This is a genomic window from Pseudophaeobacter sp. C1-32P7 (assembly GCF_041008775.1).
Taxonomy (GTDB): Bacteria; Pseudomonadota; Alphaproteobacteria; order Rhodobacterales; family Rhodobacteraceae; genus Phycobacter; species Phycobacter gallaeciensis_A.
On record NZ_JAXGFR010000004.1, the window covers coordinates 254,076 to 276,909 of the forward strand.

The 22,834-nt window shown below is 60.4% G+C and carries 21 protein-coding genes and 1 tRNA gene; 12 read left to right on the forward strand and 10 right to left on the reverse strand.

The features are described 5' to 3' along the window. Positions 1 to 71: 71 nt before the first annotated feature. Entirely contained in the window at positions 72 to 1,670 is a 1,599-nt protein-coding gene (locus SM763_RS08025; protein WP_274833362.1) for a phosphoenolpyruvate carboxykinase, read from the reverse strand. Between the two features lie 343 nt (positions 1,671 to 2,013). Between SM763_RS08025 and SM763_RS08030 the strand changes: the two genes are divergently transcribed. Genes SM763_RS08030 through SM763_RS08060 form a run of 7 tightly spaced genes read left to right on the forward strand, consistent with a single transcriptional unit; the run spans position 2,014 to position 7,425 of the window. Further along, entirely contained in the window at positions 2,014 to 2,721 is a 708-nt protein-coding gene (locus SM763_RS08030) for a response regulator transcription factor (RefSeq protein WP_065271513.1), read from the forward strand. Positions 2,722 to 2,753: 32 nt separating this feature from the next. Continuing rightward, positions 2,754 to 4,469 carry a sensor histidine kinase gene (locus SM763_RS08035; protein ID WP_065271512.1) on the forward strand — a complete coding sequence of 572 codons (1,716 nt, stop codon included), beginning with the start codon at positions 2,754 to 2,756 and terminating at the stop codon, positions 4,467 to 4,469. A 21-nt stretch (positions 4,470 to 4,490) separates the two neighbouring features. Continuing rightward, entirely contained in the window at positions 4,491 to 4,928 is a 438-nt protein-coding gene (locus SM763_RS08040; RefSeq protein WP_368998185.1) for an HPr kinase/phosphorylase, read from the forward strand. Further along, entirely contained in the window at positions 4,921 to 5,787 is an 867-nt protein-coding gene (rapZ, locus tag SM763_RS08045) for an RNase adapter RapZ (RefSeq protein WP_368948362.1), read from the forward strand. The genes SM763_RS08040 and rapZ overlap by 8 nt, the downstream gene beginning before the upstream one ends. A 21-nt stretch (positions 5,788 to 5,808) precedes the next feature. Then, complete coding sequence (locus SM763_RS08050; protein WP_065271510.1) at positions 5,809 to 6,207, forward strand: PTS sugar transporter subunit IIA; 399 nt, start codon at positions 5,809 to 5,811, stop codon at positions 6,205 to 6,207. A gap of 9 nt (positions 6,208 to 6,216) precedes the next feature. After that, complete coding sequence (locus SM763_RS08055) at positions 6,217 to 6,486, forward strand: HPr family phosphocarrier protein (RefSeq protein WP_065271509.1); 270 nt, start codon at positions 6,217 to 6,219, stop codon at positions 6,484 to 6,486. 36 nt (positions 6,487 to 6,522) lie between these two features. After that, positions 6,523 to 7,425, forward strand: a complete 903-nt coding sequence (locus SM763_RS08060; protein WP_274835481.1) for a lysophospholipid acyltransferase family protein — start codon at positions 6,523 to 6,525, stop codon at positions 7,423 to 7,425. A 101-nt stretch (positions 7,426 to 7,526) separates the two neighbouring features. On the opposite strand, the gene SM763_RS08065 is transcribed toward SM763_RS08060, so the two are convergent. Further along, positions 7,527 to 8,402 (reverse strand): 3-hydroxybutyryl-CoA dehydrogenase, encoded by an 876-nt coding sequence (locus SM763_RS08065; protein ID WP_065271508.1) that lies wholly within the window; start codon positions 8,400 to 8,402, stop codon positions 7,527 to 7,529. A gap of 155 nt (positions 8,403 to 8,557) precedes the next feature. On the opposite strand from SM763_RS08065, the gene SM763_RS08070 reads away from it, so the two are divergent. Beyond that, positions 8,558 to 9,394, forward strand: coding sequence for a DUF6473 family protein (locus tag SM763_RS08070; protein ID WP_368998186.1), 837 nt, complete (start codon positions 8,558 to 8,560; stop codon positions 9,392 to 9,394). A gap of 154 nt (positions 9,395 to 9,548) precedes the next feature. On the opposite strand, the gene SM763_RS08075 is transcribed toward SM763_RS08070, so the two are convergent. The 6 genes from SM763_RS08075 to SM763_RS08100 form a co-directional block, all read right to left on the reverse strand. Then, positions 9,549 to 10,478: an electron transfer flavoprotein subunit alpha/FixB family protein gene (locus SM763_RS08075; RefSeq protein ID WP_065271506.1), complete on the reverse strand. Its 930-nt coding sequence runs from the start codon at positions 10,476 to 10,478 to the stop codon at positions 9,549 to 9,551. Then, positions 10,478 to 11,236, reverse strand: a complete 759-nt coding sequence (locus SM763_RS08080) for an electron transfer flavoprotein subunit beta/FixA family protein (protein ID WP_065271505.1) — start codon at positions 11,234 to 11,236, stop codon at positions 10,478 to 10,480. The genes SM763_RS08075 and SM763_RS08080 overlap by 1 nt, the downstream gene beginning before the upstream one ends. Before the next feature lie 268 nt (positions 11,237 to 11,504). Continuing rightward, positions 11,505 to 12,077, reverse strand: coding sequence for a cob(I)yrinic acid a,c-diamide adenosyltransferase (locus SM763_RS08085; RefSeq protein WP_274834407.1), 573 nt, complete (start codon positions 12,075 to 12,077; stop codon positions 11,505 to 11,507). A 6-nt stretch (positions 12,078 to 12,083) separates the two neighbouring features. After that, positions 12,084 to 12,287, reverse strand: coding sequence for a twin transmembrane helix small protein (locus SM763_RS08090; protein WP_065271503.1), 204 nt, complete (start codon positions 12,285 to 12,287; stop codon positions 12,084 to 12,086). Between the two features lie 71 nt (positions 12,288 to 12,358). Then, complete coding sequence (locus SM763_RS08095) at positions 12,359 to 13,189, reverse strand: SDR family NAD(P)-dependent oxidoreductase (protein WP_368998187.1); 831 nt, start codon at positions 13,187 to 13,189, stop codon at positions 12,359 to 12,361. 45 nt (positions 13,190 to 13,234) lie between these two features. Next, positions 13,235 to 14,035, reverse strand: a complete 801-nt coding sequence (locus SM763_RS08100; protein WP_368998188.1) for an SH3 domain-containing protein — start codon at positions 14,033 to 14,035, stop codon at positions 13,235 to 13,237. 280 nt (positions 14,036 to 14,315) lie between these two features. Between SM763_RS08100 and SM763_RS08105 the strand changes: the two genes are divergently transcribed. From SM763_RS08105 to tuf, 3 genes are all read left to right on the forward strand, one after another. Next, entirely contained in the window at positions 14,316 to 16,664 is a 2,349-nt protein-coding gene (locus tag SM763_RS08105) for a DNA topoisomerase IV subunit A (RefSeq protein ID WP_368998189.1), read from the forward strand. 139 nt (positions 16,665 to 16,803) lie between these two features. Next, complete coding sequence (locus SM763_RS08110) at positions 16,804 to 17,358, forward strand: hypothetical protein (RefSeq protein ID WP_368998190.1); 555 nt, start codon at positions 16,804 to 16,806, stop codon at positions 17,356 to 17,358. A gap of 170 nt (positions 17,359 to 17,528) precedes the next feature. After that, the gene (tuf, locus tag SM763_RS08115) at positions 17,529 to 18,704 is read left to right on the forward strand and encodes an elongation factor Tu (protein ID WP_065271478.1); all 1,176 of its coding nucleotides are present in this window, start codon (positions 17,529 to 17,531) and stop codon (positions 18,702 to 18,704) included. Between the two features lie 220 nt (positions 18,705 to 18,924). Here tuf and SM763_RS08120 read toward each other — a convergent pair whose 3' ends face one another. Continuing rightward, a complete protein-coding gene (locus SM763_RS08120; RefSeq protein WP_368998191.1) occupies positions 18,925 to 19,629 on the reverse strand; it encodes a lysophospholipid acyltransferase family protein in 705 nt (234 codons plus the stop codon). Between the two features lie 184 nt (positions 19,630 to 19,813). On the opposite strand from SM763_RS08120, the gene SM763_RS08125 reads away from it, so the two are divergent. Next, positions 19,814 to 19,889, forward strand: a tRNA-Trp gene (locus tag SM763_RS08125). Between the two features lie 204 nt (positions 19,890 to 20,093). Here the strand turns inward: SM763_RS08125 and SM763_RS08130 are convergent. Next, positions 20,094 to 22,757, reverse strand: a complete 2,664-nt coding sequence (locus SM763_RS08130) for a methyl-accepting chemotaxis protein (protein WP_368998192.1) — start codon at positions 22,755 to 22,757, stop codon at positions 20,094 to 20,096. Positions 22,758 to 22,834 lie beyond the last annotated feature (77 nt).

A 22,834-nucleotide genomic window follows, 5' to 3' on the forward strand; every position in this document is an offset into this window, starting at 1 on the left:
GGCTCCGGACCTCTAGTGATACAAAAAACCCGGCCAATGGCCGGGTTTTTCGTTTGATCTGACGAAAGAGTTTAGCCGATTGCGGCGGCTTTCACATCTTCGTCGATGTAGGGCAGATACTGTTCGAAGTTGTCTGCGAACATCTGAACCAGTTTGGCGGCCTGCTTGTCGTAGGCGTCCTGATCGTCCCAAGTGCGGCGCGGGTCCAGCAGAACTTCGGCAACGCCGGGCACGGCGACCGGCACGTCAAAGCCGAAGTTGGAGTCCTTGCGGAACTCGACCTCTGCCAGCGAGCCGTCCAGCGCGGCAGTCAGCAAGCCGCGGGTCGCCTTGATCGGCATCCGCGAACCGATGCCATAGGCACCACCGGTCCAGCCTGTGTTCACCAGCCAGCAGGTTGCGCCATGCTGGGCGATCTTGTCACGCAGCAGGTTGCCGTAGACCTCGGGGCGGCGCGGCATGAAGGGCGCGCCAAAGCAGGTGGAGAAGGTCGGCTCCGGCTCGGTCACGCCGCGCTCGGTGCCGGCCACCTTGGAGGTGAAGCCCGAAAGGAAGTGATACATCGCCTGCGCCGGGGTCAGACGTGCAATCGGAGGCAGCACACCGAAGGCATCGCAGGTCAGCATGATGATGTTCTTGGGGTGACCACCGCGGGCGGTGCTGGATGCGTTGGAGATATACTCCAGCGGATAGGCGCAGCGCATGTTGGCGGTCAGGCTGTCGTCGTCGAAGTCGAGCTCAAAGGTTTCGGGATCAAAGACCATGTTCTCGATCACGGTGCCGAATTTCTCGGTGGTGGCGTAGATTTCCGGCTCTGCCTCGGGGTTCAGGTTGATGGTCTTGGCATAGCAGCCGCCTTCGAAGTTGAAGGTGCCGTTGTCGGCCCAGCCATGTTCGTCATCACCGATCAGCACGCGGTCCGGGTCGGCGGACAGGGTGGTCTTGCCGGTGCCGGACAGGCCAAAGAACACGGCGGCGTCGACCGGGTTGCCCTTGGCGTGGTTGGCCGAGCAGTGCATCGGCATGATGCCTTTTTCCGGCAGCAGGTAGTTCAGCAGGGTGAAGACCGATTTCTTGTTCTCGCCCGCGTATTCGGTGCCGCCGATCAGGATCAGCTTCTTGTCGAAGTTCAGCGCGATCACGGTTTCGCTGCGGCAGTTGTGCTTGGCCGGGTCAGCCTGGAAGCTGGGGCAGTTGATGATGGTGAAATCTGCCATGAACTCGTCCAGATCCTCGCGGTCGGGACGGCGCAGCAGGTGGCGGATGAACAGGCTGTGCCAGGCAAGTTCGGTCACCATGCGCACGTTGATCGCGTGGGCGGGGTCCGCACCGCCAACCAGATCCTGCACGAAGTAGTCGCGACCCTTCATGTGCTCCAGCATGTCGGCATAAAGCGCGTCGAAACCTTCGGGGCTCATCTCGGCGTTGTTTTCCCACCAGATGGTGTCTGCAACCGCTTCGGTCTTGACCACGTGCTTGTCCTTGGGGGAGCGACCGGTGAATTTGCCGGTGGTCACGAGAAAGGCGCCGCCGTTGCCCAGTGTGCCTTCATCCCGTTTCAGCGCCGCTTCGATCAGCGCGGGCTCCATCAGGTTGTAATGGACATTGCCCAGACCCTCGATACCTTGATCTTCGAGGCGGAATTGTGGGTTCACCCGTCCTGATGCCATGTGTTCTTTCTCCTGTGGCGGCTGCTTGAAGCCGCATACATCTAAAGCCGCGCCGTGGGGCAATTCACCGGTAGCGACACCGGTGAGCCGGGTCTTAACATGACGTTTTACACGGTGAACAGGACGCTTTGGCGCAGTTAGCGCCATCAAGTGAACGTTTAGCGCAACCATTTTTTTTGTCGCCAAAAGGAAGCGCTTTCTTCAGTGAGTGCTAAGACATTTTTGCCTTAATTGCGGCCCAAAGGTGCCGTGATTCGCCAATGGGGATTGATTCGCAGCCTGAGAAGGGCGATTAAGGAATGTAAAAAGCGAAAAGCTGAGCAGTGATTTAGGGGCGCATTCAATGTCAAAGATTGCTTTGGTGGACGACGACAGAAACATCCTGACTTCGGTGGCTATGACGCTGGAGGCAGAAGGGTTCGAGGTCGAAACCTACAACGACGGTCAGGCCGCCCTGGATGCTTTTAACAAGAAGCTTCCGGATATGGCCGTGCTCGACATCAAGATGCCGCGCATGGACGGCATGGATCTGCTGCAGCGTCTGCGGCAGAAATCGCAGATGCCGGTGATTTTCCTCACCTCCAAGGACGATGAGATCGACGAGGTTCTCGGTCTGCGCATGGGGGCGGATGACTACGTCAAGAAACCGTTTTCGCAACGCCTGCTGGTCGAACGCATCCGTGCCCTGCTGCGGCGCCAGGAAGCAATCAACGGCGACGCGGTAGAAGGCGCTGCGGTTACAGAGACCAAGGTCATGGAGCGCGGCAACCTACGTATGGACCCGCTGCGTCATGCGGTCAGCTGGAAGGGCAAGGATGTCTCGCTCACCGTGACCGAGTTCCTCCTGCTGCAGGCGCTGGCCCAGCGGCCCGGTTTCGTCAAAAGCCGCGATCAGCTGATGGATGTGGCCTATGACGATCAGGTCTATGTGGATGACCGCACCATCGATAGCCACATCAAACGCCTGCGCAAAAAGATGCGCAGCGCGGATTCCGACTTTGCGGCGATCGAGACGCTGTATGGGATCGGTTACCGCTACAACGAAGAGTAAGAGTCAGATCCGGTTTGGGGAGGCAGGGGGATATGCGCGATACCGGCAGCACACCGCCACCATCCGGTGAGGATGTGGTTCTGGGCGACGATTGGGTCGCTCCAGAGCAAACGGTGACGGAAGAGATGCAGGTACGCCGGGCCAGCCGCGGGGTATTTTCGCTCAAAGGCTCGCCTTTGACTCGGAAAATCATCACCTTCAACCTGATCGCACTGATCATCCTTGTCGCTGGGATTCTCTACCTTAACTCCTCGCGGCAAAGCCTGGTTCGCCAAAAGGCGGGCGCGCTAGTGTCCGAAGCAACCCTGATCGCAAATGTGTTCGAAGCTGAATTGCCTGCGGTGGGCGGCGTCAGCTTTGCCACCGGTGACGGCATCGATGCCGAGGGCACCCTGTCCGGCATCAGCCTGCGGGGCGGGGTCGAAGCCATGGTATTCGATGCCAGTGGCACCCTGATCGCCAGCGTCACAGGCGTTGCGCGCTCGGATGCGCTGAATGCTCTGAATGAAAATCAAAAGGGTAAAACTCTGATCTCCGACGGGCTGTCGGCGCTGTGGTCGGCGGCGGGCAGTGTGTTCAAATCCGGGGAAAACACCGCCGATGCGGGTCTTACGCTCGAGGCGCAATTGGGCCGGTTGGCGGAGCACACCCTTGGCGCCGGAGCAACAGTTGATACTGCCGTAGATACCAGGGGGGGGACGGTCTTCTCGGCGGCAGCCCCGATTCTTCACAACGGACAGGTCATCGGAGTGGTGGCCCTGGCATCTCCCATCGGGGAAATCGACGCGCTGGTGCGCGGTGAACGTGAGCGCGTGTTGCAGATGTTCGTGGTGGCGCTGTTGGTGTCCGTCGGTCTCAGCCTGGTTCTGGCTTCGACCATAGCCAATCCTCTTGCCGATCTCGCAGAGGCTGCGGAAAGCGGGCGCGACCGTGATGCCCGAAAAAGTCACCCCGGCCGGGTACGTATCCCGGACCTGTCTGCACGGCCTGACGAGATTGGTCGTCTCAGCCGGGCGCTGCGCGGAATGGTAAAAGCGCTCTACAGTCGCATCGATAGTAACGAACAATTTGCAGCTGATGTGGCACATGAGATCAAGAATCCCTTGGCGAGTCTGCAATCTGCAGTCGGGACCTTGCGGATGGTAAAGCGCGAAGACCAACGGGAGAAGCTTATGGAAGTCATCGAACACGACGTGCGCCGCCTTGACCGGCTCGTGAGCGATATCTCGAATGCTTCCCGCCTGGATGCCGAACTGGTCAAGGAAGAAGAAGAAGAATTCGACCTTCTTACTATGCTGGGCAATCTCAACCAGTTCCTTGGCGAAGATGCCCGCTCCAAGGGAATCGACTATATCGCCGACTTGCCGCCGCAACCGATCATGCTTCAGGGACTTGAGGCACGTCTGGCGCAGGTGTTCGTCAACCTGATCACCAATGCGATTTCCTTTTGCGAAGATGGCGATGCGATCCGTGTCTGGGCGCGACGCCGGGCCAATCGGGTGCTGATTGTGGTCGAGGACACCGGCCCGGGCATTCCTGAACAGGCGCTATCGAACATTTTTAAACGCTTCTACTCACAGCGCCCGGAAGAGCATTTTGGCAATAACTCCGGCCTTGGACTGGCGATTTCAAAGCAGATCGTCGAAGCGCATGGCGGTGTGATCTGGGCCGAGAATATCCGCCCGACCGAAGCCGACATCACCTCTGAACCGCTGGGTGCGCGGTTTGTGGTCGGCCTGCCGGTGTGATCCTCTTGTGATGGTCCTGTGATGGTGCAGGACCTTAGCCAGTGTATACATGCCTCCTGTGTAGCGCTTGACGGGCGTGGCCTCCTGATCCGGGGGGCTTCCGGCAGTGGGAAATCGGCGCTGTCCCTGCATTTGATGGCCTATGGAGCGCAGCTGGTCGCGGACGACCGAGTGTTGCTCACGCTCAATGATGGATCCGTCGTGGCGCGGCCACCCAAGGCAACCGCAGGCCTGATCGAAGCGCGCGGCCTGGGCATCCTGCACGCGGAAAACACCGCTCAGGCGGCTATCTGTGCCATTGTGGACTTGGACCGGCTTGCAGACGGGCGTCTTCCGGCCCAGTCTGCCGAAACGATTCTGGGGCTGGATCTTCCCGTGATACACCGCGTGGAAGCAACGCATTTCGCTCCAGCCCTGTTGCAGTATTTGAAATGTGGAGCCCTGAACCCTGATGCCTGACGTCGATCCCGATGCACAGCCGATCGTTCTGGTCACCGGTCCGTCCGGCGCTGGGCGCACCACGGCGATCAATGTGCTGGAGGATCTGGGGTTCGAGGCGATTGACAACTTGCCGCTGCGGCTGCTGCCGATCCTGATCGAGGCGGCAGGGGTGAGCGCGCCAATGGCGCTGGGGCTGGACAGCCGCAATCGGGATTTTGCGCCGGGTGCCCTTCTCGACATGATTGAAATGCTGGCGGCGCGGCAGGACGCCGAACTGACGGTTCTCTATCTGGATGCCCGCCCCGGCGTCCTGCTGCGGCGTTATTCGGAAACACGGCGCAGGCACCCACTGGCCCCGGCAGAAACGCCCGAGGTTGGCGTGGCGCGGGAGCAGGACCTGATGGCGCCAATTCGCGAACGCGCGGATATGCTGCTCGACACCTCTGAAATGAATGTGCACCAGCTGAAGGCCGAGATTGAACATTGGTTCGCGCCGGATGGGCGGTCGCTGGCCCTGTCCGTACAAAGTTTTTCCTACAAACGCGGTGTGCCGCGTAGCGTCGATCTGGTCTTTGATTGCCGGTTTCTGGCGAACCCCTATTGGGAAGAGGCACTGCGGTCGCTGAATGGCCGCGACGCTGCGGTTCAGGACTATGTGAAACAGGACCCGCTGTATGACGGGTTCATGGCGCGGGTGGTGGATATGGTACGGTTTTTGTTGCCCGCCTTTCGCAACGAAGGGAAATCGCATCTCTCCATCGCCTTTGGCTGTACCGGTGGGCAACATCGTTCGGTGACCCTGGCAGAAACCCTGGCTAAGACCCTTGCGGAAGACGGGCAGCAGGTGTCAATTAGACATCGCGAGCTGCAGCGCTAACAGCGGAACGGAGAGGCCGGGTTGATCGGGATTGTTATTGTCGCGCATGGGGGGCTGGCCAGAGAGTATCTGGCCGCCGTTGAGCATGTGGTTGGCGAGCAGCCGAACCTGCGTGCGATTACCATTGCGCCTGACGATGACCGTGACGACAAACAGCGCGAAATCTGTATTGCCGCCGACGATGTGGACACCGGCGATGGCGTTGTGATCGTCACCGATCTGTTTGGTGGCTCTCCGTCCAATCTCAGCCTACGGGCCTGTGCGCCCACGGATCGGCGCATCCTTTACGGTGCCAATCTTCCGATGCTGATCAAGCTGGCAAAATCCCGCCATTTGCCGGTTGCCGATGCCGTGCGCCAGGCGATGGAGGCGGGGCGCAAGTATATCAACTCGCAGAACATTAACCCCGCAGGGGAGTAAGACACTTCAATGGCAGTTAAAACGCTGAAGATCATAAATGAAAAAGGCCTGCATGCGCGTGCCTCCGCAAAGCTGGTCGAAGTGGTCGAAGGCTTTGATGCCACGGCTGAGGTTTCAAAGGACGGTCTGTCAGCTTCCGGCGACAGTATCATGGGGCTTTTGATGTTGGCAGCCTCGAAAGGAACGACTATTGACGTCGATACTTCGGGGCCGGACGCAGAGGCTCTGGCAGAGGCTTTGGAGGCTCTTGTCGCCGACAAATTCGGCGAAGGATACTGAAGGGCACAAGCACCTGTGGAAGACGGGAAGGGCAAAGTGGCGGATACGGCGCATGACCATGACGGCGGCCTGAAGGCAGAGTCGGAGACGGGCGAGGTCTATGACCGGCGCACCCTGACCTATGCCAATTCCTTTGACGACCGCTGGACCTCGCTTGCCATCCGCGCCATCGAATGGTTCACCGGCAAGCTGACCATTCTGCGCATGGTCAAGAAGTTCGAAAAGCAGAACGCCCAGTACCGCGGCCAGAAATTCTGGCGCGGCGCGTTGAACGTGATGGGGATCGATCTGCTTACGCCCGAAGAGCAGATCCGCAACATTCCCGCAGAAGGTCCGGTTGTGATCGTGGCGAACCACCCACACGGAATGGTCGATGGCATGATCTTTGCTGACCTGATTGGTCGCATCCGGCTTGATTACCGAATTCTGACGCGCTCGGTCCTGACGGGGCTTGATGAGGCGGCGACCTCCTTCATGATCCCGGTGCCGTTCCCCCATGACCCTGAAGCGCAGCGCAAGATGGTGGAAATGCGAGCCAAGACCATGGCCCATCTGAAGGAAGGCGGCGTTGTGGCGTTGTTCCCCTCGGGTGTGGTGATGTCGTCGGACAGCTGGTTTGGCCCTGCTATCGAGCAGGAGTGGAATGTGTTCACCGCGCAGCTGATCCGCCGTTCTGGCGCGCGTGTGGTTCCGATCTTCTTCCCGGGGTCGAATTCGCGCTGGTATCAGATTGCCTGCCGGATCTCTCCGATCCTGCGTCAGGGGCTGCTGCTGCATGAAATCGTGCGCTCCTGCAATAAGCCGCAGGCGCCGGTGGTCGGAGAGCCGCTGACGGATGCGCAGATGGAACGGCTGCACAGCGATCCGCGCGGCTTCATGGCTTGGCTGCGAGAGCATACCCTGTCGCTGGGCAGTAAAACTCCGGCTGACGACAAGTAATCCGCTTTCTAAATTGATGGACGCGCTGCAGCTTTTTGATCGCTGCGGGTCAGGCCCCTGAATAGAGGGCCGTCGCCGCAGCAGTCAGGAAAGCCCGGGGATCAGCGCGTCGGAACCGGCGTTTCCCCGCGATAGTCATAGAACCCGCGCTGTGTCTTGCGGCCCAGCCAGCCAGCCTCGACATATTTGGTCAGCAGCGGGCAGGGGCGGTATTTGGTGTCGGCCAGCCCGTCGTGCAGCACGTTCATGATGGCAAGACAGGTGTCCAGGCCGATGAAGTCTGCCAGTTCCAGCGGCCCCATCGGATGGTTGGCGCCCAGCTTCATCGATTCGTCGATGGATTTCACCGACCCAACCCCCTCATAGAGGGTGTAGACGGCTTCGTTGATCATCGGCATTAGGATCCGATTGACGATGAAGGCGGGGAAATCTTCGGCGCTGGCGGCGGTCTTGCCCAGACGCTCCACCACGGTCTGACATGCCGTGAAGGTCTCCTCGTCGGTGGCAATACCGCGGATCAATTCGACCAGTTGCATCACTGGCACCGGGTTCATGAAGTGGAATCCCATGAAACGTTCGGGGCGGTCGGTGCGACTCGCCAGACGGGTGATCGAGATAGACGAGGTGTTCGAGGTGAGAATCGTATGCGGCTGCAGATGCGGTTGCAGATCTTCAAAGATCGCCTGCTTGATGGTTTCACGTTCGGTTGCCGCTTCGATGACCAGATCGGTGGCCCCGATATCGGGCAGAGCCAGCGTCGGAGTGATGCGCGCAAGGGCGGCATTCATGTCCTCTTCGCTGATCTTGCCGCGACTGGCCTGCCGGGCCAGGTTCTTCTGGATCGCACTCATGGCGCCATCCAATGCGGTCTGATTTACATCATTGATAACAACGTCATAACCCGCAACTGCCATGACATGGGCAATGCCGTTGCCCATCTGTCCCGCTCCGATTACGCCGATTTTTTTGACTTCCATGCCGATGGCTCCCTGGCTGCCTGCCGGGTGATCTTATCGGTCGTTTCGGGGGGGGCACAAGGCTGGCGCAGGGGTAATTTAACCAAATTTGAGCTTTAGGAAATTTGCAAGTTTTCAGGCTCAAAGTGAGTATCGGGTGAAAAATTGGTGGGACTATGAGTTACGAACTCCAAAGCGTTTCGACGCTTTCGGGTGGAACATGTTGCTATGCAGGCTCAAGGCTGCAGGTACGTGGACCCGAACGCGACTTGAATGAACCTTATATCGCATTTCTGGGCGGAACAGAGGTGTTTGGTCGCTTTGTGGCTGAGCCGTTTCCCGCCGTGGCCGAATCCCTGCTGGATGTTCCTTGCGTCAACCTTGGTGGTGTGAACGCGGGGCTGGACAGTTTCATGAGCGATGACAGCCTGATGAGGGTGGCTAAGGAATCAGATATCGCTGTCTTCCAGCTTCTGGGTGCGCAGAACCTGTCGAACAAATATTACCGTGTACATCCGCGCCGGAATGACCGGTTCCTGCAGGCCCGCCCTGAACTGAAGGCCCTTTATCCGGAAGTGGACTTCACGGAGTTTCATTTCAACAAGCATCTGCTGACCGAGCTCAAGAACGTCTCTGGGGAGCGGTTTGAAACCCTCTGCCTGCATCTGCAATCTGTGTGGGTCAGTCGCATGGGTGATCTCATCACTGCGATGGACGGACGGTTGGTGCTGCTGTGGCTGCGCTATAATCTGGGTGGTGTGGGAATGTTCGGACGTGAACCGGTCCTGGTCGATCAGGCGATGGTCGATTCTCTGAGGCCCTTGGTCAAAGGGGTGGTAGAGCTTCCTGTTGCCACCGCAGGGTTGGCGAATGACGTCATGGGCATGGACATGGGGCCGCTCGACCTGCCGACGGCGCGCCATATGCTGGGGCCGAAGGAACACAACCGGATTGGATGCGCCACGGCTGAGAAGCTGCAGGGTATCTTGGGGCAGCGCAAAGCAGCGGGCTGACCCGCATGTGATAGCTGCCGGTCAGTAGGGTGGCCGACCTGCTGCCTGGTTTTCGAAGTATACAGAACGCAAAAGGCCCGCATCGGATGCGGGCCTTTTTCGATGACATGTGGCTCTGTGTGGCCCGGCGTGTGCCGGGCCGGAGCCAGGGCTTTTAGCCCAGTTTTTCGGTGAGTTCGGGGACGGCCTGGAACAGGTCTGCCACGAGGCCATAATCGGCAACCTGGAAGATCGGAGCCTCTTCGTCCTTGTTGATCGCGACGATGATCTTGGAGTCCTTCATGCCCGCCAGGTGCTGGATCGCGCCGGAGATGCCGACCGCGACATAAAGCTCGGGGGCGACGACCTTACCGGTCTGGCCCACCTGCCAGTCGTTCGGCGCATAGCCGGAATCGACCGCAGCACGGGACGCACCAACCGCAGCGCCCAGCTTGTCCGCCAGACCTTCGATCAGTTTGAAGTCCTCTTCGGAGCCGACACCGCGACCACCGGAGACAACAACGCCAGCCGAGGTCAGCTCGGGGCGGTCGCTTTCGGCAACCTTGTCTTCGACCCATTCGGACAGGCCGGGGTTCTCGGCTGCGCCGGTGGTTTCAACAGCGGCAGAGCCGCCTTCGCCAGCTGCGTCAAAGGTCGAAGTCCGGAAGGAGATGACCTTCTTGGCGTCTTTCGACTTCACGGTCTGGATCGCGTTACCGGCGTAGATCGGACGCTCGAAGGTATCGGCGTCGACAACAGCGGTCACATCCGAGATCACCATCACGTCCAGCAGCGCCGCAACGCGCGGCAGCACGTTCTTGGCATCGGTGGTCGCAGGCGCCACGATGTGGCTGTAATCACCAGCCAGCGACACGATCAGTGCGGCAGTGGGTTCCGCCAGACGGTGACCCAGCGAGGCGTCCTCGGCGACCAGCACCTTGGCCACGCCGTCGATCTTGGCAGCAGCGTCGCCCGCGGCAGCAGCCGATGCACCGGCACAAAGCACGGTCACATCGCCCAGCGCCTTGGAGGCGGAGACAGCCTTGGCGGTGGCGTCCATCGCCAGTTCGCCATTATTCACTTCAGCAAGGAGAAGAACAGCCATTACACAGCCCCCGCTTCTTTGAGTTTCGCAACCAGTTCGTCAACCGAACCGACCATGATGCCAGCCGAGCGGGCCTGCGGTTCGGTGGTGGAGACGATCTCGAGACGCGGGGAGACGTCGACGCCGTAATCGGCAGCGGTTTTCTCGTCCAGCGGCTTTTTCTTGGCCTTCATGATGTTCGGCAGCGAGGCATAGCGCGGCTCGTTGAGGCGCAGGTCCACGGTGACGATGGCGGGCATCTTGACGGAGATGGTCTGCAGACCGCCGTCTACCTCGCGGGTGACCTTGGCGCTGTCGCCGTCGATGTCGACTTCGGAGGCAAAGGTGCCCTGCGACCAGCCCAGCAGTGCGGACAGCATCTGACCGGTGGCGTTCATGTCGTTGTCGATCGCCTGCTTGCCTGCGAGCACCAGACCGGGCTGCTCTTCCTCGACGACCTTGGCGAGGATCTTGGCCACGGCCAGCGGTTCGATATCGGTGTGCACGTCATCGGCGGCGACAACCAGGATGGCGCGGTCTGCGCCCATGGCCAGCGCGGTGCGCAGGGTTTCCTGTGCCTGTTTTACGCCGATCGAGACCGCAACGACCTCATCCGCCTTACCGGCTTCTTTCAGGCGAATGGCCTCTTCGACGGCGATTTCGTCAAAGGGGTTCATCGACATTTTGACGTTGGCGAGATCGACACCGCTTCCGTCCGCTTTCACGCGGACCTTCACGTTATAGTCAATCACGCGTTTGACAGGCACGAGTACCTTCATTTTGCGTTCTCTCCTTAACAAACGGCCTGCCGTGGGGACGGCGGGCCTCCATGCTCTCGCGCCGTTGATACCGGGTCAGTGGTGCGGGCAACAGTGAAAAATCGTCATGTTAGCGGCCCCGGACGTCGCGTCCGCGTGTTTGGCGCATCATTTTTGCAAGAATGTTTCGCAAGCGCCCCTGCCTGCCGCCACGGCAGATTTCCACCCCGGCGTTGTCGCCGGGGTATGTCTTGGGCCCCTGCGATTCGCAGAGGCGATGATCCGGGGGTCAGCGGTTGGCGCCCGGAACCCAGAGCACATCCAGATCGCCATTGTCATTGGCGGCGCGGGAGGCGACGAAAAACCAGTCGGACAGGCGGTTGAGATATTTGACCGCTGCCGGATTCACGTCTTCTTCGGTGGCAAGCTCGGTGGCCAGGCGTTCAGCGCGGCGCGCCACGGTGCGGCAGACGTGCAGATGGGCAGCCAGTTTCGACCCGCCAGGCAAAACAAAACTGCGCAGCGGCGCCAGCTCTTTGTTCATCACATCGATCTCGGCTTCGAGCCGGTCGACCTGACTGGGCACCATGCGCAGCGGCGGGTATTCCGATTCGCCGTCCTTATCCATGTCCGGGCGGCAAAGATCGGCCCCCAGATCGAAAAGGTCGTTCTGGATGCGGGCAAGGGCGGCATCCATTTCACCTGAGGCCTCAAGACGGGCAACGCCGACAAAAGCGTTCAACTCGTCCGAGGTGCCATAGGCGGTGACCCGGGCCGAATGTTTGGCAACCCGGTCACCATTGCCCAGAGCCGTATCGCCCTTATCGCCGGTGCGGGTGTAAATCTTGTTCAGAACAACCATGATTTCTTATCCTCCCTGATTGCGCAGGTAGACATAGGCGGCCACCAGTACAACGGCAATGAACTGGAACAGTAGCCGGAGGCGCATCATCTTGTTGCCATACTTGTGGTTGAAGGCGCCGCCTTTACCAAAGCCACCAAGGCCGATCACCAGAACGATCACTACGGCCGCCATGGCCAGGATGGCCAGAATATAGAGCGGATCACCCATTGCTCTTGCTCCTTCGCATTTGCGTTGCCCCGGTCTATCGCCTGCATGGGCGGATGGCGACCGCGAATCCGCTATCTAAGCCGCGCCAGGATGCGGTCAATTGACCGGGTTGGCAAAATCCGGCGCAGGAAGCCGGCGATATGGGTCGGCGTGGTTACGTAATAGCGCGGGCGGGGGCGAGGCGACTCGCAGGCATGGATCAGTTTCGCCGTCACTGCCGAGGCCGGGAGTTCGAACCGGTCGGGGCCTTTGCTTTCGTAAAGCCGTTTCAGCAGGCTCTCCTCATAACGGGCGCGCAGGGGTGAGGCGCGCCAATCCACGTAGCGTTCGAAATGCGGGATAGAGTTTTCGCGAATCTTCGATGTCACCGGGCCGGGTTCGATCAGGATCACATGGATGTTGGTGTCCGTCAGTTCGATCCGGAGCGTATCCGTCAGCCCTTCGATGGCGTATTTGGTTGCCACATAGGCGCCGCGCCACGGGAAGGTCACCAGACCCAGAATGGACGAGTTCTGCACGATGCGCCCATGGCCTTGCGCCCGCATCACCGGCAGCACCTGGCGTGTCAGCTCGTGCCAGCCAAAGAAATTGCTTTCGAAGATGTCACGCAACGCCTCGGTCGGCAGATCCTCGACTGCGCCGGGCAGCCCGTGCGCGCCGTTGTTGAACAGCACATCAAGGCCCCCGCCGGTTGCGGTCAGCACCTGCTTCAGCCCGTCCGTGATGGTGTCTGGCCGGGTGTAGTCGATCAGCGGGCTGTCAAAACCTTCATCGCGCATCCGGTCGCAGTCTTGCTGCTGGCGGCAGGAGGCAAAAACCCGCCAGCCGCGATCCCGCATGCCGCGCGCTGCAGCCAGTCCGATGCCCGAAGAACAGCCCGTAATCAGGATGGTTTTTTGCATATTGCCCCCATTGCATCTGCGCGGGGGATACCCGCGCCAGCGCAGTTATGGGGCCTTTTGACTGACCAGTGAAGCGGCGATCCAGCCAAAATGTTCATTGTCCGAGGTGCGCAGATGCAGCCAGCCGGTGCCGCTGTCCCCGATCACGATCACTTCGTCCCCGGCCAGCAGGCGGGTGATGATCGGATAGGCGGTGCCCGGCCCCTGCCGCATATTGACCCGCGCGGCCCGGATGCTGCGTTTGTCCGTTTCGGGGTCTTCCGTCAGCCCAGGGGCAAGCAAAGCCGTGCCTGCCGCCGGGGGTTGGTTGGTGGCGGTCGCCAAAGGTGCCTGAGTTGTGCCCAGACCTTGCAAGCCGAGTTGCATCCCGCCGCCAAGGCCCTCTTCAAGCGAGGCAAGTTGCATTCCTCCGGTGTCCAGGCCGGCGGAGATCACCCGCGCCGCAGAGGTCCGGGATGTAACGGATGGTGTGGTGCCCGGGGGGCTGGCGGTCTCGCGGGGGGAGGTGGCGCTTAACGCGGCTGTGCCATCCTTGGCAGCGGCGGTCTCGGTCTCTTGGGCGCCCTGATTGGGGGATAAATTGGGGGATAGGCCCTGCTGGCCAGCGGCACGTGCCTGCGCCAGGGCCTTGTGTCGCTGATCAAGAGAGGTCCGGGTCACCAGAGAGCTTGCGGTGACGGTTATCTCATTGCGGGTTGTTGCGGGTTTGGCCGGGCTGTCTGCAGGGTCCGTGGCCGCGCTCTTTTCCACCACAGGCCGTTGCGGCGGCGTAAAATCCGCCCCGCCGCTGAGCTCATAGAACCCCCAGCCAAGGAAGGCAAAAGACGCCAGAACAAAGCGCGACATGGCGTGGTCCCCCGGAAAATAGCAATATTTAACGACAGCCCGAGGCAGATGCCCCTGCGGCATCGTTCGTGGGCGGTGGCGGCCGAATCCTGCTGTTCGACCCTGTGGCACTGACGCCAGAACATTAGGCTGTCCGGGTTTAAGCCTAGGTGAAAAAGGATCGTAAACACAGGGGAGAGTCCGATTTCTTCTCCCCCAAGTGGTACCAAGGGGGAAATCCGGGCCGGGGGAGGACAACGCGCCGCTTTACCGCGGCACATGGGGGCAGTATTACCACGGAATGAGTGACTTGGTAGAAGACCCCGACCTCCCCTCCGCGCCGCAGAACGGCGAAGTGCTGGAACCGCTGCGCCGCGCCATTGGCGAGCGTTACCTGACCTATGCGCTGAGCACGATCATGCACCGGGCGCTGCCCGATGCCCGTGACGGGCTGAAGCCGGTGCATCGGCGCATTCTTTATGCGATGAACCGGTTGCGGTTGAATTCGACTGGAGGCTTTCTGAAATCGGCGAAGATTTCCGGCGACACCATGGGGGATTTCCACCCCCACGGCGACGCGGCGATCTATGATGCGATGGCGCGTCTGGCGCAGGATTTCAACGTCCGCTACCCGCTTGTCGACGGTCAGGGCAACTTCGGCAATATCGATGGGGATAACCCGGCGGCCTCGCGCTATACCGAGGCGCGCATGACCTTTGTCGCCGAGGCGATGCTGGATGGTCTGAACGAGGACGCCGTCGATTTCCGCGACAACTACGATGGCCGCCTGACCGAACCGGCGGTGCTGCCCGCGACCTTTCCGAACATTCTGGCCAATGGGGCCAGCGGTATTGCGGTGGGCATGGCGACCAATATTCCGCCGCATAACATCGCCGAGTTGATCGACGCCTGTATCCACCTGATCAAGGCGCCCGGCGCCGATGATGACACGCTGCTGAAATACGTGCCGGGGCCGGATTTCCCGACCGGCGGCGTGATCGTTGAACCACAGGAAAACATCGCCAAGGCCTATCGCACCGGGCGCGGGTCCTTCCGGCTGCGCGCCACGCACGAGGTCGAGGACCTTGGCCGGGGTCAGTGGCAGATCGTGGTCACCGAAATTCCTTATCAGGTCCAGAAATCTAAGCTAATCGAAAAGATCGCCGAGCTGATCCAGACCAAGAAGGTGCCGATTCTCGGCGATGTGCGGGACGAGAGCGCCGATGACATCCGCATCGTGCTGGAGCCGCGCTCCAAGAACGTCGACCCGGATGTGCTGATGGGCATGCTTTACCGCAACTCCGATCTGGAACTGCGCTTTTCGCTCAACATGAACGTGCTGATCGACGGGGTCACGCCCAAGGTCTGCTCGATGAAAGAGGTGCTGCGCGCCTTCCTTGATCACCGCCGCGACGTGCTGCAGCGCCGCTCGCGCCATCGGATGGCCAAGATCGACCACCGGCTGGAGGTTCTGGACGGTTTCATCATCGCCTTCCTCAACCTCGATCGGGTGATCGACATCATCCGCTATGATGAGGACCCCAAGGCCGCTCTGATGCGGGAGGATTGGTCGAAGGATCACCCTCGTGCCTATGACGAGGCGGACTACAAAACACCCGGTGCAGGCACCGGAGAGCTGTCCGAGGTTCAGGCCGAGGCGATTCTCAACATGCGGCTGCGCTCTTTACGGAAGCTGGAAGAGATCGAACTGACCCGCGAACGCGATGCCCTGCGCGAGGAACGCGCCGGGCTGGTGGAACTCTTGGGGTCGGAAGAACTGCAGTGGACCCGGATTACCGAACAGCTGCGGGAAACCAAAAAGCAGTTCGGCAAGAACTACGAAGGCGGCGCCCGCCGCACCCGGTTTGCCGAGGCGGGAGAAGTTGAGGAAGTGCCGCTGGAGGCGATGATCGACCGCGAACCGATCACCGTGGTCTGCTCGCAGATGGGCTGGATCCGGGCCATGACCGGCCATATCGACCTGAACCGTGAATTGAAGTTCAAGGACGGCGACGGGCCACGTTTTATCTTCCATGCGGAAACCACCGACCGGCTTTTGGTCTTTGGCAGCAACGGACGGTTCTATACGGTCAGCGCTGCGACCCTGCCTGGTGGCCGTGGCATGGGGGAACCGGTGCGCCTGATGGTGGACCTGCCCAACGAGGTTGAGATCGTCGATATCCTGATCCACAACCCCGAAGGACGGCTGCTGGTCGCCTCTTCTGCGGGCAACGGGTTCATCTGCGTCGAAAAGGACATCGTGGCGCAGACGCGTGGCGGCAAGCAGGTGCTGAACGTCAAGGAGGACGAACAGGCGCGAATCTGTGTGCCGGTGACTGGCGATCACGTGGCCGTGGTTTCGGAAAACGGCAAGTTCCTGGTCTTCTCGGTCGAGGAAATGCCGGAGCTGTCCCGTGGTAAGGGCGTGCGTCTGCAAAAGTACAATATGGCGCGTGGCAAGCAGGGCTCGCTGGAGTTGGATGGTGGCCTTAGCGATGTCACCACCTTCAACTGGGATGATGGCCTGACCTGGGAAATGGGCGGCGGCAAGACCCGCCATGAAACGGATCTCAGCCAATGGCTGGGCAAACGCGCCGGTGTCGGCAAGCGTCCGCCCTATGGCTTCCCGCGGAATTATAAATTCAAGTGATGGTGCGGGGCGCGGAAAATCTGTGCCCCCTTTGCCACCTGCCGTCGGTGTTGCTGACGCGCGTCTTTACCGGCGCGCGCGACTCTGCCTATCTGTGCGCGACCGGCCTCATACACCAGCTTCATACAAGGGAAATGGAATGACCCGACTTCTTGCCTTTCTGGGCCTTTTTGCGCTGCTTTCGGCCTGCACTGAAACGCTGCTGGACGAACCACCCGAGGATCTGGGTGCCTTCCGGGTGCGGGTTGCCCATGTTTATACCGAAAAAGCGCTGAAATGGCCGATGTCCCGCGCTGCGGAGCAATCGGAGTGGATCGAGCCGATGAAAACAGCGCTGGAAGCCCGCCTGCGCCGCTATGACGGGCCGCAGGAGTATGACGTTGCCGTGACCCTTGAGGGCTTCATGCTGGCGCCGCCGGGGGTGCCGGTGCTGTTCAATCCCAAAAGCGTTGCGGTTGTGAATGTCTTTGTCTACGACGTGGAAAAAGAAGAGTTCCTTGCCGACAAGCATCAGATGGAGATCTTCGAGGACACCACAGGCGAAAGCGCGATTGTCGGCTCGGGCCACAGCCGGACCAAGGAAGAACAGATCGCCGGATTGTCGCTGAATATCGCTGATGCGGTGGAAGAATGGATGGCCGAACAGCACAAGGAAAACGGCTGGTTCGATCTGCGGACCGAGGCCGCTGAGTAGGGCATTGCCCCGCTCCGGGGTGCGAAACCACATCAATACGGACGAAGTTTGCCAAATCCACGACTGTCAAGCAGGAACGGGTTGATTTTTGCGCGTAAACCAAATAATCGGCGCGCGCAGAGGAAACCGGGTCGCATAGGGACCCCACATTTCAAAAGGGCGCCAAGAGAATGGCTAAGGAAAAGTTTGAGCGTAATAAACCGCACGTCAACATCGGCACCGTTGGCCACGTTGACCACGGCAAAACCACGCTGACCGCAGCGATCACCAAATACTTCGGTGACTTCAAAGCCTACGACCAGATCGACGGCGCACCGGAAGAAAAAGCCCGCGGCATCACCATCTCGACCGCCCACGTGGAATACGAGACCGAGAACCGCCACTACGCACACGTCGACTGCCCCGGCCACGCTGACTACGTGAAAAACATGATCACCGGTGCGGCGCAGATGGACGGCGCGATCCTGGTTGTGAACGCAGCTGACGGCCCGATGCCCCAGACCCGCGAGCACATCCTGCTGGCGCGTCAGGTTGGCGTTCCGGCGCTGGTCGTGTTCATGAACAAGGTTGACCAGGTCGACGACGAAGAGCTGCTCGAGCTCGTCGAGATGGAAATCCGCGAACTGCTGTCTTCCTACGACTTCCCGGGCGACGATATCCCGATCATCGCAGGTTCCGCTCTGGCGGCGATGGAAGGCCGTGACCCGGAAATCGGCGAAAACAAAATCAAGGAACTGATGGCGGCTGTGGATGAGTACATCCCGACCCCCGAGCGTGCCGTTGACCTGCCGTTCCTGATGCCGATCGAAGACGTGTTCTCGATCTCCGGTCGTGGTACCGTTGTGACCGGCCGTGTTGAGCGTGGCGTGATCAACGTTGGCGACGAAATCGAAATCGTCGGCATCCACGACACCAAGAAAACCACCTGCACCGGTGTTGAAATGTTCCGCAAGCTGCTGGACCGCGGCGAAGCCGGCGACAACATCGGCGCGCTGCTGCGCGGCGTTGACCGTGACGGCGTTGAGCGTGGTCAGGTTCTGTGTAAGCCGGGCTCCGTGACCCCGCACACCAAATTCGAGGCAGAAGCATATATTCTGACCAAAGAAGAAGGTGGCCGTCACACCCCGTTCTTTGCGAACTACCGTCCGCAGTTCTACTTCCGGACCACCGACGTGACCGGCACCGTGACCCTGCCGGAAGGCACCGAGATGGTGATGCCGGGCGACAACCTGAAGTTCGAAGTTGAACTGATCGCCCCGATCGCGATGGAAGACGGTCTGCGTTTCGCCATCCGCGAAGGCGGCCGCACCGTCGGCGCTGGCGTCGTGTCGAAGATCATCGAGTAATTCGCACTCGCGAATGATCAAACGGAAAGGGCGCCCCTGTGGCGCCCTTTTTGTTTGAACGCGCTGATCCCGAGACGCACCAAAAAGACTGTGTCGAAGATCATCGAGCAACCAGGTCTCCTGATTGCGGATGGAAAGGGCTTCCTTCGGGGGGGGCCTTTTTCTATGTGCACAAAGCTGAGCAGGGCAGGGGCCGCTTTGCCAATGGAGCCGTTTGGCCTTAGGCAGATTTGATCGGATCAGGCGCGCGCCCGGCGGCCTGGTCCGCCTTGTCGGTGATCTGGTCCAGAGCCTGCTCAAGGCTTTGCCTCAGGGCCTCTGCTTCGTCGTCTGTCGGTTTCTTAGGAACGGTTTCCTGCCATTCCTGACAGATCAGCACACCGTGGGAAAACGGTAGCGGCAGCATCTGCTTGTCCCAGGTGGGCAGCTTCAGGACCTTCTTTTCCGCAAAGGCCACGGTGAAGACCCGGCAGCCGGTCATGCGGGCCCAGGTGATCGGCACACCCGAGGAAATCCTGGCAGGGCCGCGCGGCCCGTCGGCCGCGATCCCGATGGAACAGCCTTCCTTGGTGCGGCGCAGCACCTCCCGCGACAGGGCAACGTGGCGCTTGTGGCTGGACATCGGGATTGTCTCGAAACCAAGCCGCACCAGGATCTGCCCGGCCAACCGCCCGGCCCGCGCCGCCGAGGTCAGGGCGCAGATGCGCCCCAGAGAGGTATCGAACAGGTAGGGCGCCATGATCAGCCGTTGATGCCACAGAACAAATATGACCGGCTCTCCGCGTTTGACGCAGGCGTCCATTTCCTCGAACCCGCTGCGTTGCCAGCGCGAGGTGCGATAGGCGAATCGGACGTAGGCGGCGAACAGCCCCTCAATGGTGCGGTTGAAGCGCGGGCTGTCTGCGATGCGTTTTCTCAGGCTCACGGCAGGGTCCTTTTGGCTCTGTCATAAAGCAGCGGATGGCCCGCTGCCACCCCACAGGGCAGGACAAGGCCTGTGTGCAGGCGTGACAGCAAAGGGAGAGGAAGAGGAGAGGGACTTTCCCCGCATTTCCGGCCATTTCCCTCTTGCCTCCTGCGCGGTGGTGGCTTAGGAACTGCCGCACCGTAGGGGTATAGCTCAGTTGGTAGAGCGACGGTCTCCAAAACCGTAGGTCGCGGGTTCGAACCCTGCTGCCCCTGCCATTCAAATCTCTCAAAAAAATTCTGGGCATGACGAAGAGTGGACGCTTGGTCGTTCGTTTAAGAATTTTGCTCTTTGGGGCGTTTCCCATCGGTGTGGTTTCAGCCACCTACGCTTCTCCCCTCGGTTCTTACTCATAAGGGATTTCTTCCCGCGAAATGGAAACAGCCCCGGAGGGATCCGGGGCTGCTCGGGAGAAGCGTGTCTCAGGCGGACTGGGCCATGGGCCATTCGTCCGGAGGAACCTCTCGGAGTTCCAGGATATCACCGGCCACATGCGCTGAAGAAGACACCGTGAACCCGCCCATCAGCGTTGCCAGTTTTTCGGCATCGCTGCTGAGCAAGTGGCCCGCTGCGTTGGTTTGTTCGACCATGGCCGCGTTCTGCTGGGTGACCTGATCCAGTTGGGACACCGCGATGTTGGCTTCGGACAGTCCGGTCGCCTGTTCGCTGGTGCCGTCCGCAATATTGCCAACGAGGCTGGAGATATACGAGACCCGGTCGACAATGCTCCTGAGAGCTTGCCCGGCCTGGTCAACCAGTTTGACTCCAAGCCCGACCTGTTCGGTGCTTTTGGTAATCAAAACCTTGATCTCATGGGCCGCATCGGCGGTCCGCTGGGACAGGCTGCGAACCTCAGATGCAACCACCGCGAAGCCCTTGCCGGCATCACCCGCGCGTGCAGCTTCGACCCCCGCGTTCAGCGCCAGCAGGTTGGTTTGGAAGGCGATATCGTCGATCACGCCGATGATTTGGGCAATCTGGTCGGAGCTATCCGCGATATCTTTCATCGCCTTGACTGTGTTTTCCACGACTTCACCGCTGTCGGTTGCCTCTCTCCGGGCATCCTGCGTTGTCGTGGCTGCATCCCGTGCGCCATCGGCGGCAGAGCGGACGCTGGCCGTCAATTCCTCAAGCGCGGCTGCGGTTTCTTCCAGAGTTGCAGCCTGGCTTTCGGTACGGTGCGAGAGATCGTCCGAGGCCTGGCTGATTTCGCTGGACCCATTGCGGATCGATTCCGCTACGGCGACCACATCCACCACCGTTAGGTTGAGCGTCTCGGCGGTTCTGTTGAAATCTTCCTTAAGCTGGGCATAGCCATCGGTCAGTTCCTCTTCGATCCGGTAAGTCAGATCACCACGCGACAGATTCGCAAGCCCGGTGCCCACCGCGTTCACGGCTGCGGTCTGTTGGGCCTGGTTCGCCGCGCGCTCTTCTGCTGCAACGCGTTCGATTTCCTCTTTCTCGACCAATCCATCCCGGAACACTTTCAGCGCCCCGGCGATGCGGGCGATTTCGTCGCTGGCGCGGTCGAAACCCGTGACCGGGCTCATATCGCCCTGCGACAGCCGTTCGGTTGTCAGGCTGATCCGGTTGAGGGGACGCACGATCAGCAGGTGATTGAGTACCAGCACGCAGGACACGAAGGCCGCGCCCATCCAGGCGAGAGTCACCAGGTTGCTTTTCACCTCAGTCGAATCCTCGGCGATATTGACCGCACGATCCGTGATCGCGTCTTGGCTGGCGCGGCCTCTTAGCGAGGCGAGACCGGCAATTTCCAGCACCGCCTTGGTAGAGTCATCTACCGCCTGAACCGCAGTGCCATCGGCAAGCAGTGACTGAATGCGGAAATGGGCGAGGCCAGTGTCGGGCGCTGCCATCGCGGCAAGACCGTCCAGCCCAGCAGCAAGGATGCCGTCGCCGAAGTCCCGGTATCCGGCCAGAGCCGTGGCGGCTCCGGACAACGCCTTCTGGCTGGCCTTCGCCTGCTCGACGGTGGCAGAGGTCGCGATCTTCAGGGCTTCGATCTGGAAGGCGCCCAGTTTGGCGTTGATTTCCAGCAGCGTGTTCATGAAGGCGACCTCGTTGTCCAGGAGGCTCTGGATGGTGTCGCGGTTGTTGGTGCTGGCATCTTCGGCGGCGATGGTCAGCTCAAAGACCATGTCATCCACAGCAGAGGCTAGGGCGACGTCAGCGGACTGGCGCGCTTCTAGCACTGCGTCGCGTTCGACCTGCCGAAAGGTGCCTGCGGCAGCGATTGCTGTGTTCAGCGTACTCAGGACGCTATCCAGCTCTTCCACGACGGAGAGGCCATTTTCCGATCCCTTGAGAACCTCTATCGATCCGGTGAGCCGGTCGTTCGAGGACACCGCGATATCCCGGATGATCGACACCATGGCGCTGTCCCGGGTCGTGGTTAGGGCCAGGGCTGCGCCGGACATCAGGTTGATTTCGGCACGAATTTCCAACAGGGACTGAAGCGTGGCAAACTTGTTCTCGACCAGATCGAACATGGTCTCCTCGATCGAGGAGATCGTATCTTCGCCATTGATCGAAATATCGAAATAGGCATTGTCTGCCGTCTCAAGCAAAACCACCTGCAGCTCGGCGGCGATGTTTTGCAATTCCTTGGTCATAGTGGCAAAGCGTTCGGAGTATTCAAAAACATTCTCGCGGGCCTCGATGGAAGTCAGCAGGGTGCCTTCGACCTGGCTGCGGGCGGTCTCGAATTCTTCCTGAGCCTCTGGCGGCAGGGCTGCGATCGAGGTCTGCAGGCCGGTCAGAGATGTCTCGACCTCGGAGGCCGCCGACGAGAGGGCAGCGATGTTTTGCGCGATCATCACACCGACCATGGCGTCTTTGGTTTTGGACGCGGCCGCAATCAGCCCGTTGCTTTGCGCCAGCGTCGGCAAATCGTCGGAGGTCATTTCCGCGACGCTGGCTGAAACACGGTCGAACGACTGATAGATAAGATATCCTGCGCCCCCGGTCACGACTGTGAAGGTCAGCAGGATGAACGTGATTTTGCCCCGAATACTCGACAGCACGTTCAGACGGCGTAAGAGGGTGGATCCCAGTTCCCGGATCATGATGACACCTTTGCGATGAAACTTTGGTCTGCGCCTGCCCGCGTATCGGGCAGGCGCCTATCTTGCGCGGTCAGAGG

What these genes read in the sequence shown, in the direction of transcription:
- SM763_RS08095 (WP_368998187.1), bottom strand. Translation starts at nt 13,189, where the DNA reads ATGCAAAAAACCATCCTGATTACGGGCTGTTCTTCGGGCATCGGACTG.
- SM763_RS08040 (WP_368998185.1), top strand. Translation starts at nt 4,491, where the DNA reads ATGGTGCAGGACCTTAGCCAGTGTATACATGCCTCCTGTGTAGCGCTT.
- SM763_RS08075 (WP_065271506.1), bottom strand. Translation starts at nt 10,478, where the DNA reads ATGGCTGTTCTTCTCCTTGCTGAAGTGAATAATGGCGAACTGGCGATG.
- SM763_RS08025 (WP_274833362.1), bottom strand. Translation starts at nt 1,670, where the DNA reads ATGGCATCAGGACGGGTGAACCCACAATTCCGCCTCGAAGATCAAGGT.
- SM763_RS08065 (WP_065271508.1), bottom strand. Translation starts at nt 8,402, where the DNA reads ATGGAAGTCAAAAAAATCGGCGTAATCGGAGCGGGACAGATGGGCAAC.
- SM763_RS08080 (WP_065271505.1), bottom strand. Translation starts at nt 11,236, where the DNA reads ATGAAGGTACTCGTGCCTGTCAAACGCGTGATTGACTATAACGTGAAG.
- SM763_RS08055 (WP_065271509.1), top strand. Translation starts at nt 6,217, where the DNA reads ATGGCAGTTAAAACGCTGAAGATCATAAATGAAAAAGGCCTGCATGCG.
- SM763_RS08035 (WP_065271512.1), top strand. Translation starts at nt 2,754, where the DNA reads ATGCGCGATACCGGCAGCACACCGCCACCATCCGGTGAGGATGTGGTT.
- SM763_RS08030 (WP_065271513.1), top strand. Translation starts at nt 2,014, where the DNA reads ATGTCAAAGATTGCTTTGGTGGACGACGACAGAAACATCCTGACTTCG.
- SM763_RS08070 (WP_368998186.1), top strand. Translation starts at nt 8,558, where the DNA reads ATGAGTTACGAACTCCAAAGCGTTTCGACGCTTTCGGGTGGAACATGT.
- SM763_RS08130 (WP_368998192.1), bottom strand. Translation starts at nt 22,757, where the DNA reads ATGATCCGGGAACTGGGATCCACCCTCTTACGCCGTCTGAACGTGCTG.
- SM763_RS08090 (WP_065271503.1), bottom strand. Translation starts at nt 12,287, where the DNA reads ATGGGTGATCCGCTCTATATTCTGGCCATCCTGGCCATGGCGGCCGTA.
- SM763_RS08110 (WP_368998190.1), top strand. Translation starts at nt 16,804, where the DNA reads ATGACCCGACTTCTTGCCTTTCTGGGCCTTTTTGCGCTGCTTTCGGCC.
- SM763_RS08100 (WP_368998188.1), bottom strand. Translation starts at nt 14,035, where the DNA reads ATGTCGCGCTTTGTTCTGGCGTCTTTTGCCTTCCTTGGCTGGGGGTTC.
- tuf (WP_065271478.1), top strand. Translation starts at nt 17,529, where the DNA reads ATGGCTAAGGAAAAGTTTGAGCGTAATAAACCGCACGTCAACATCGGC.
- SM763_RS08105 (WP_368998189.1), top strand. Translation starts at nt 14,316, where the DNA reads ATGAGTGACTTGGTAGAAGACCCCGACCTCCCCTCCGCGCCGCAGAAC.
- rapZ (WP_368948362.1), top strand. Translation starts at nt 4,921, where the DNA reads ATGCCTGACGTCGATCCCGATGCACAGCCGATCGTTCTGGTCACCGGT.
- SM763_RS08085 (WP_274834407.1), bottom strand. Translation starts at nt 12,077, where the DNA reads ATGGTTGTTCTGAACAAGATTTACACCCGCACCGGCGATAAGGGCGAT.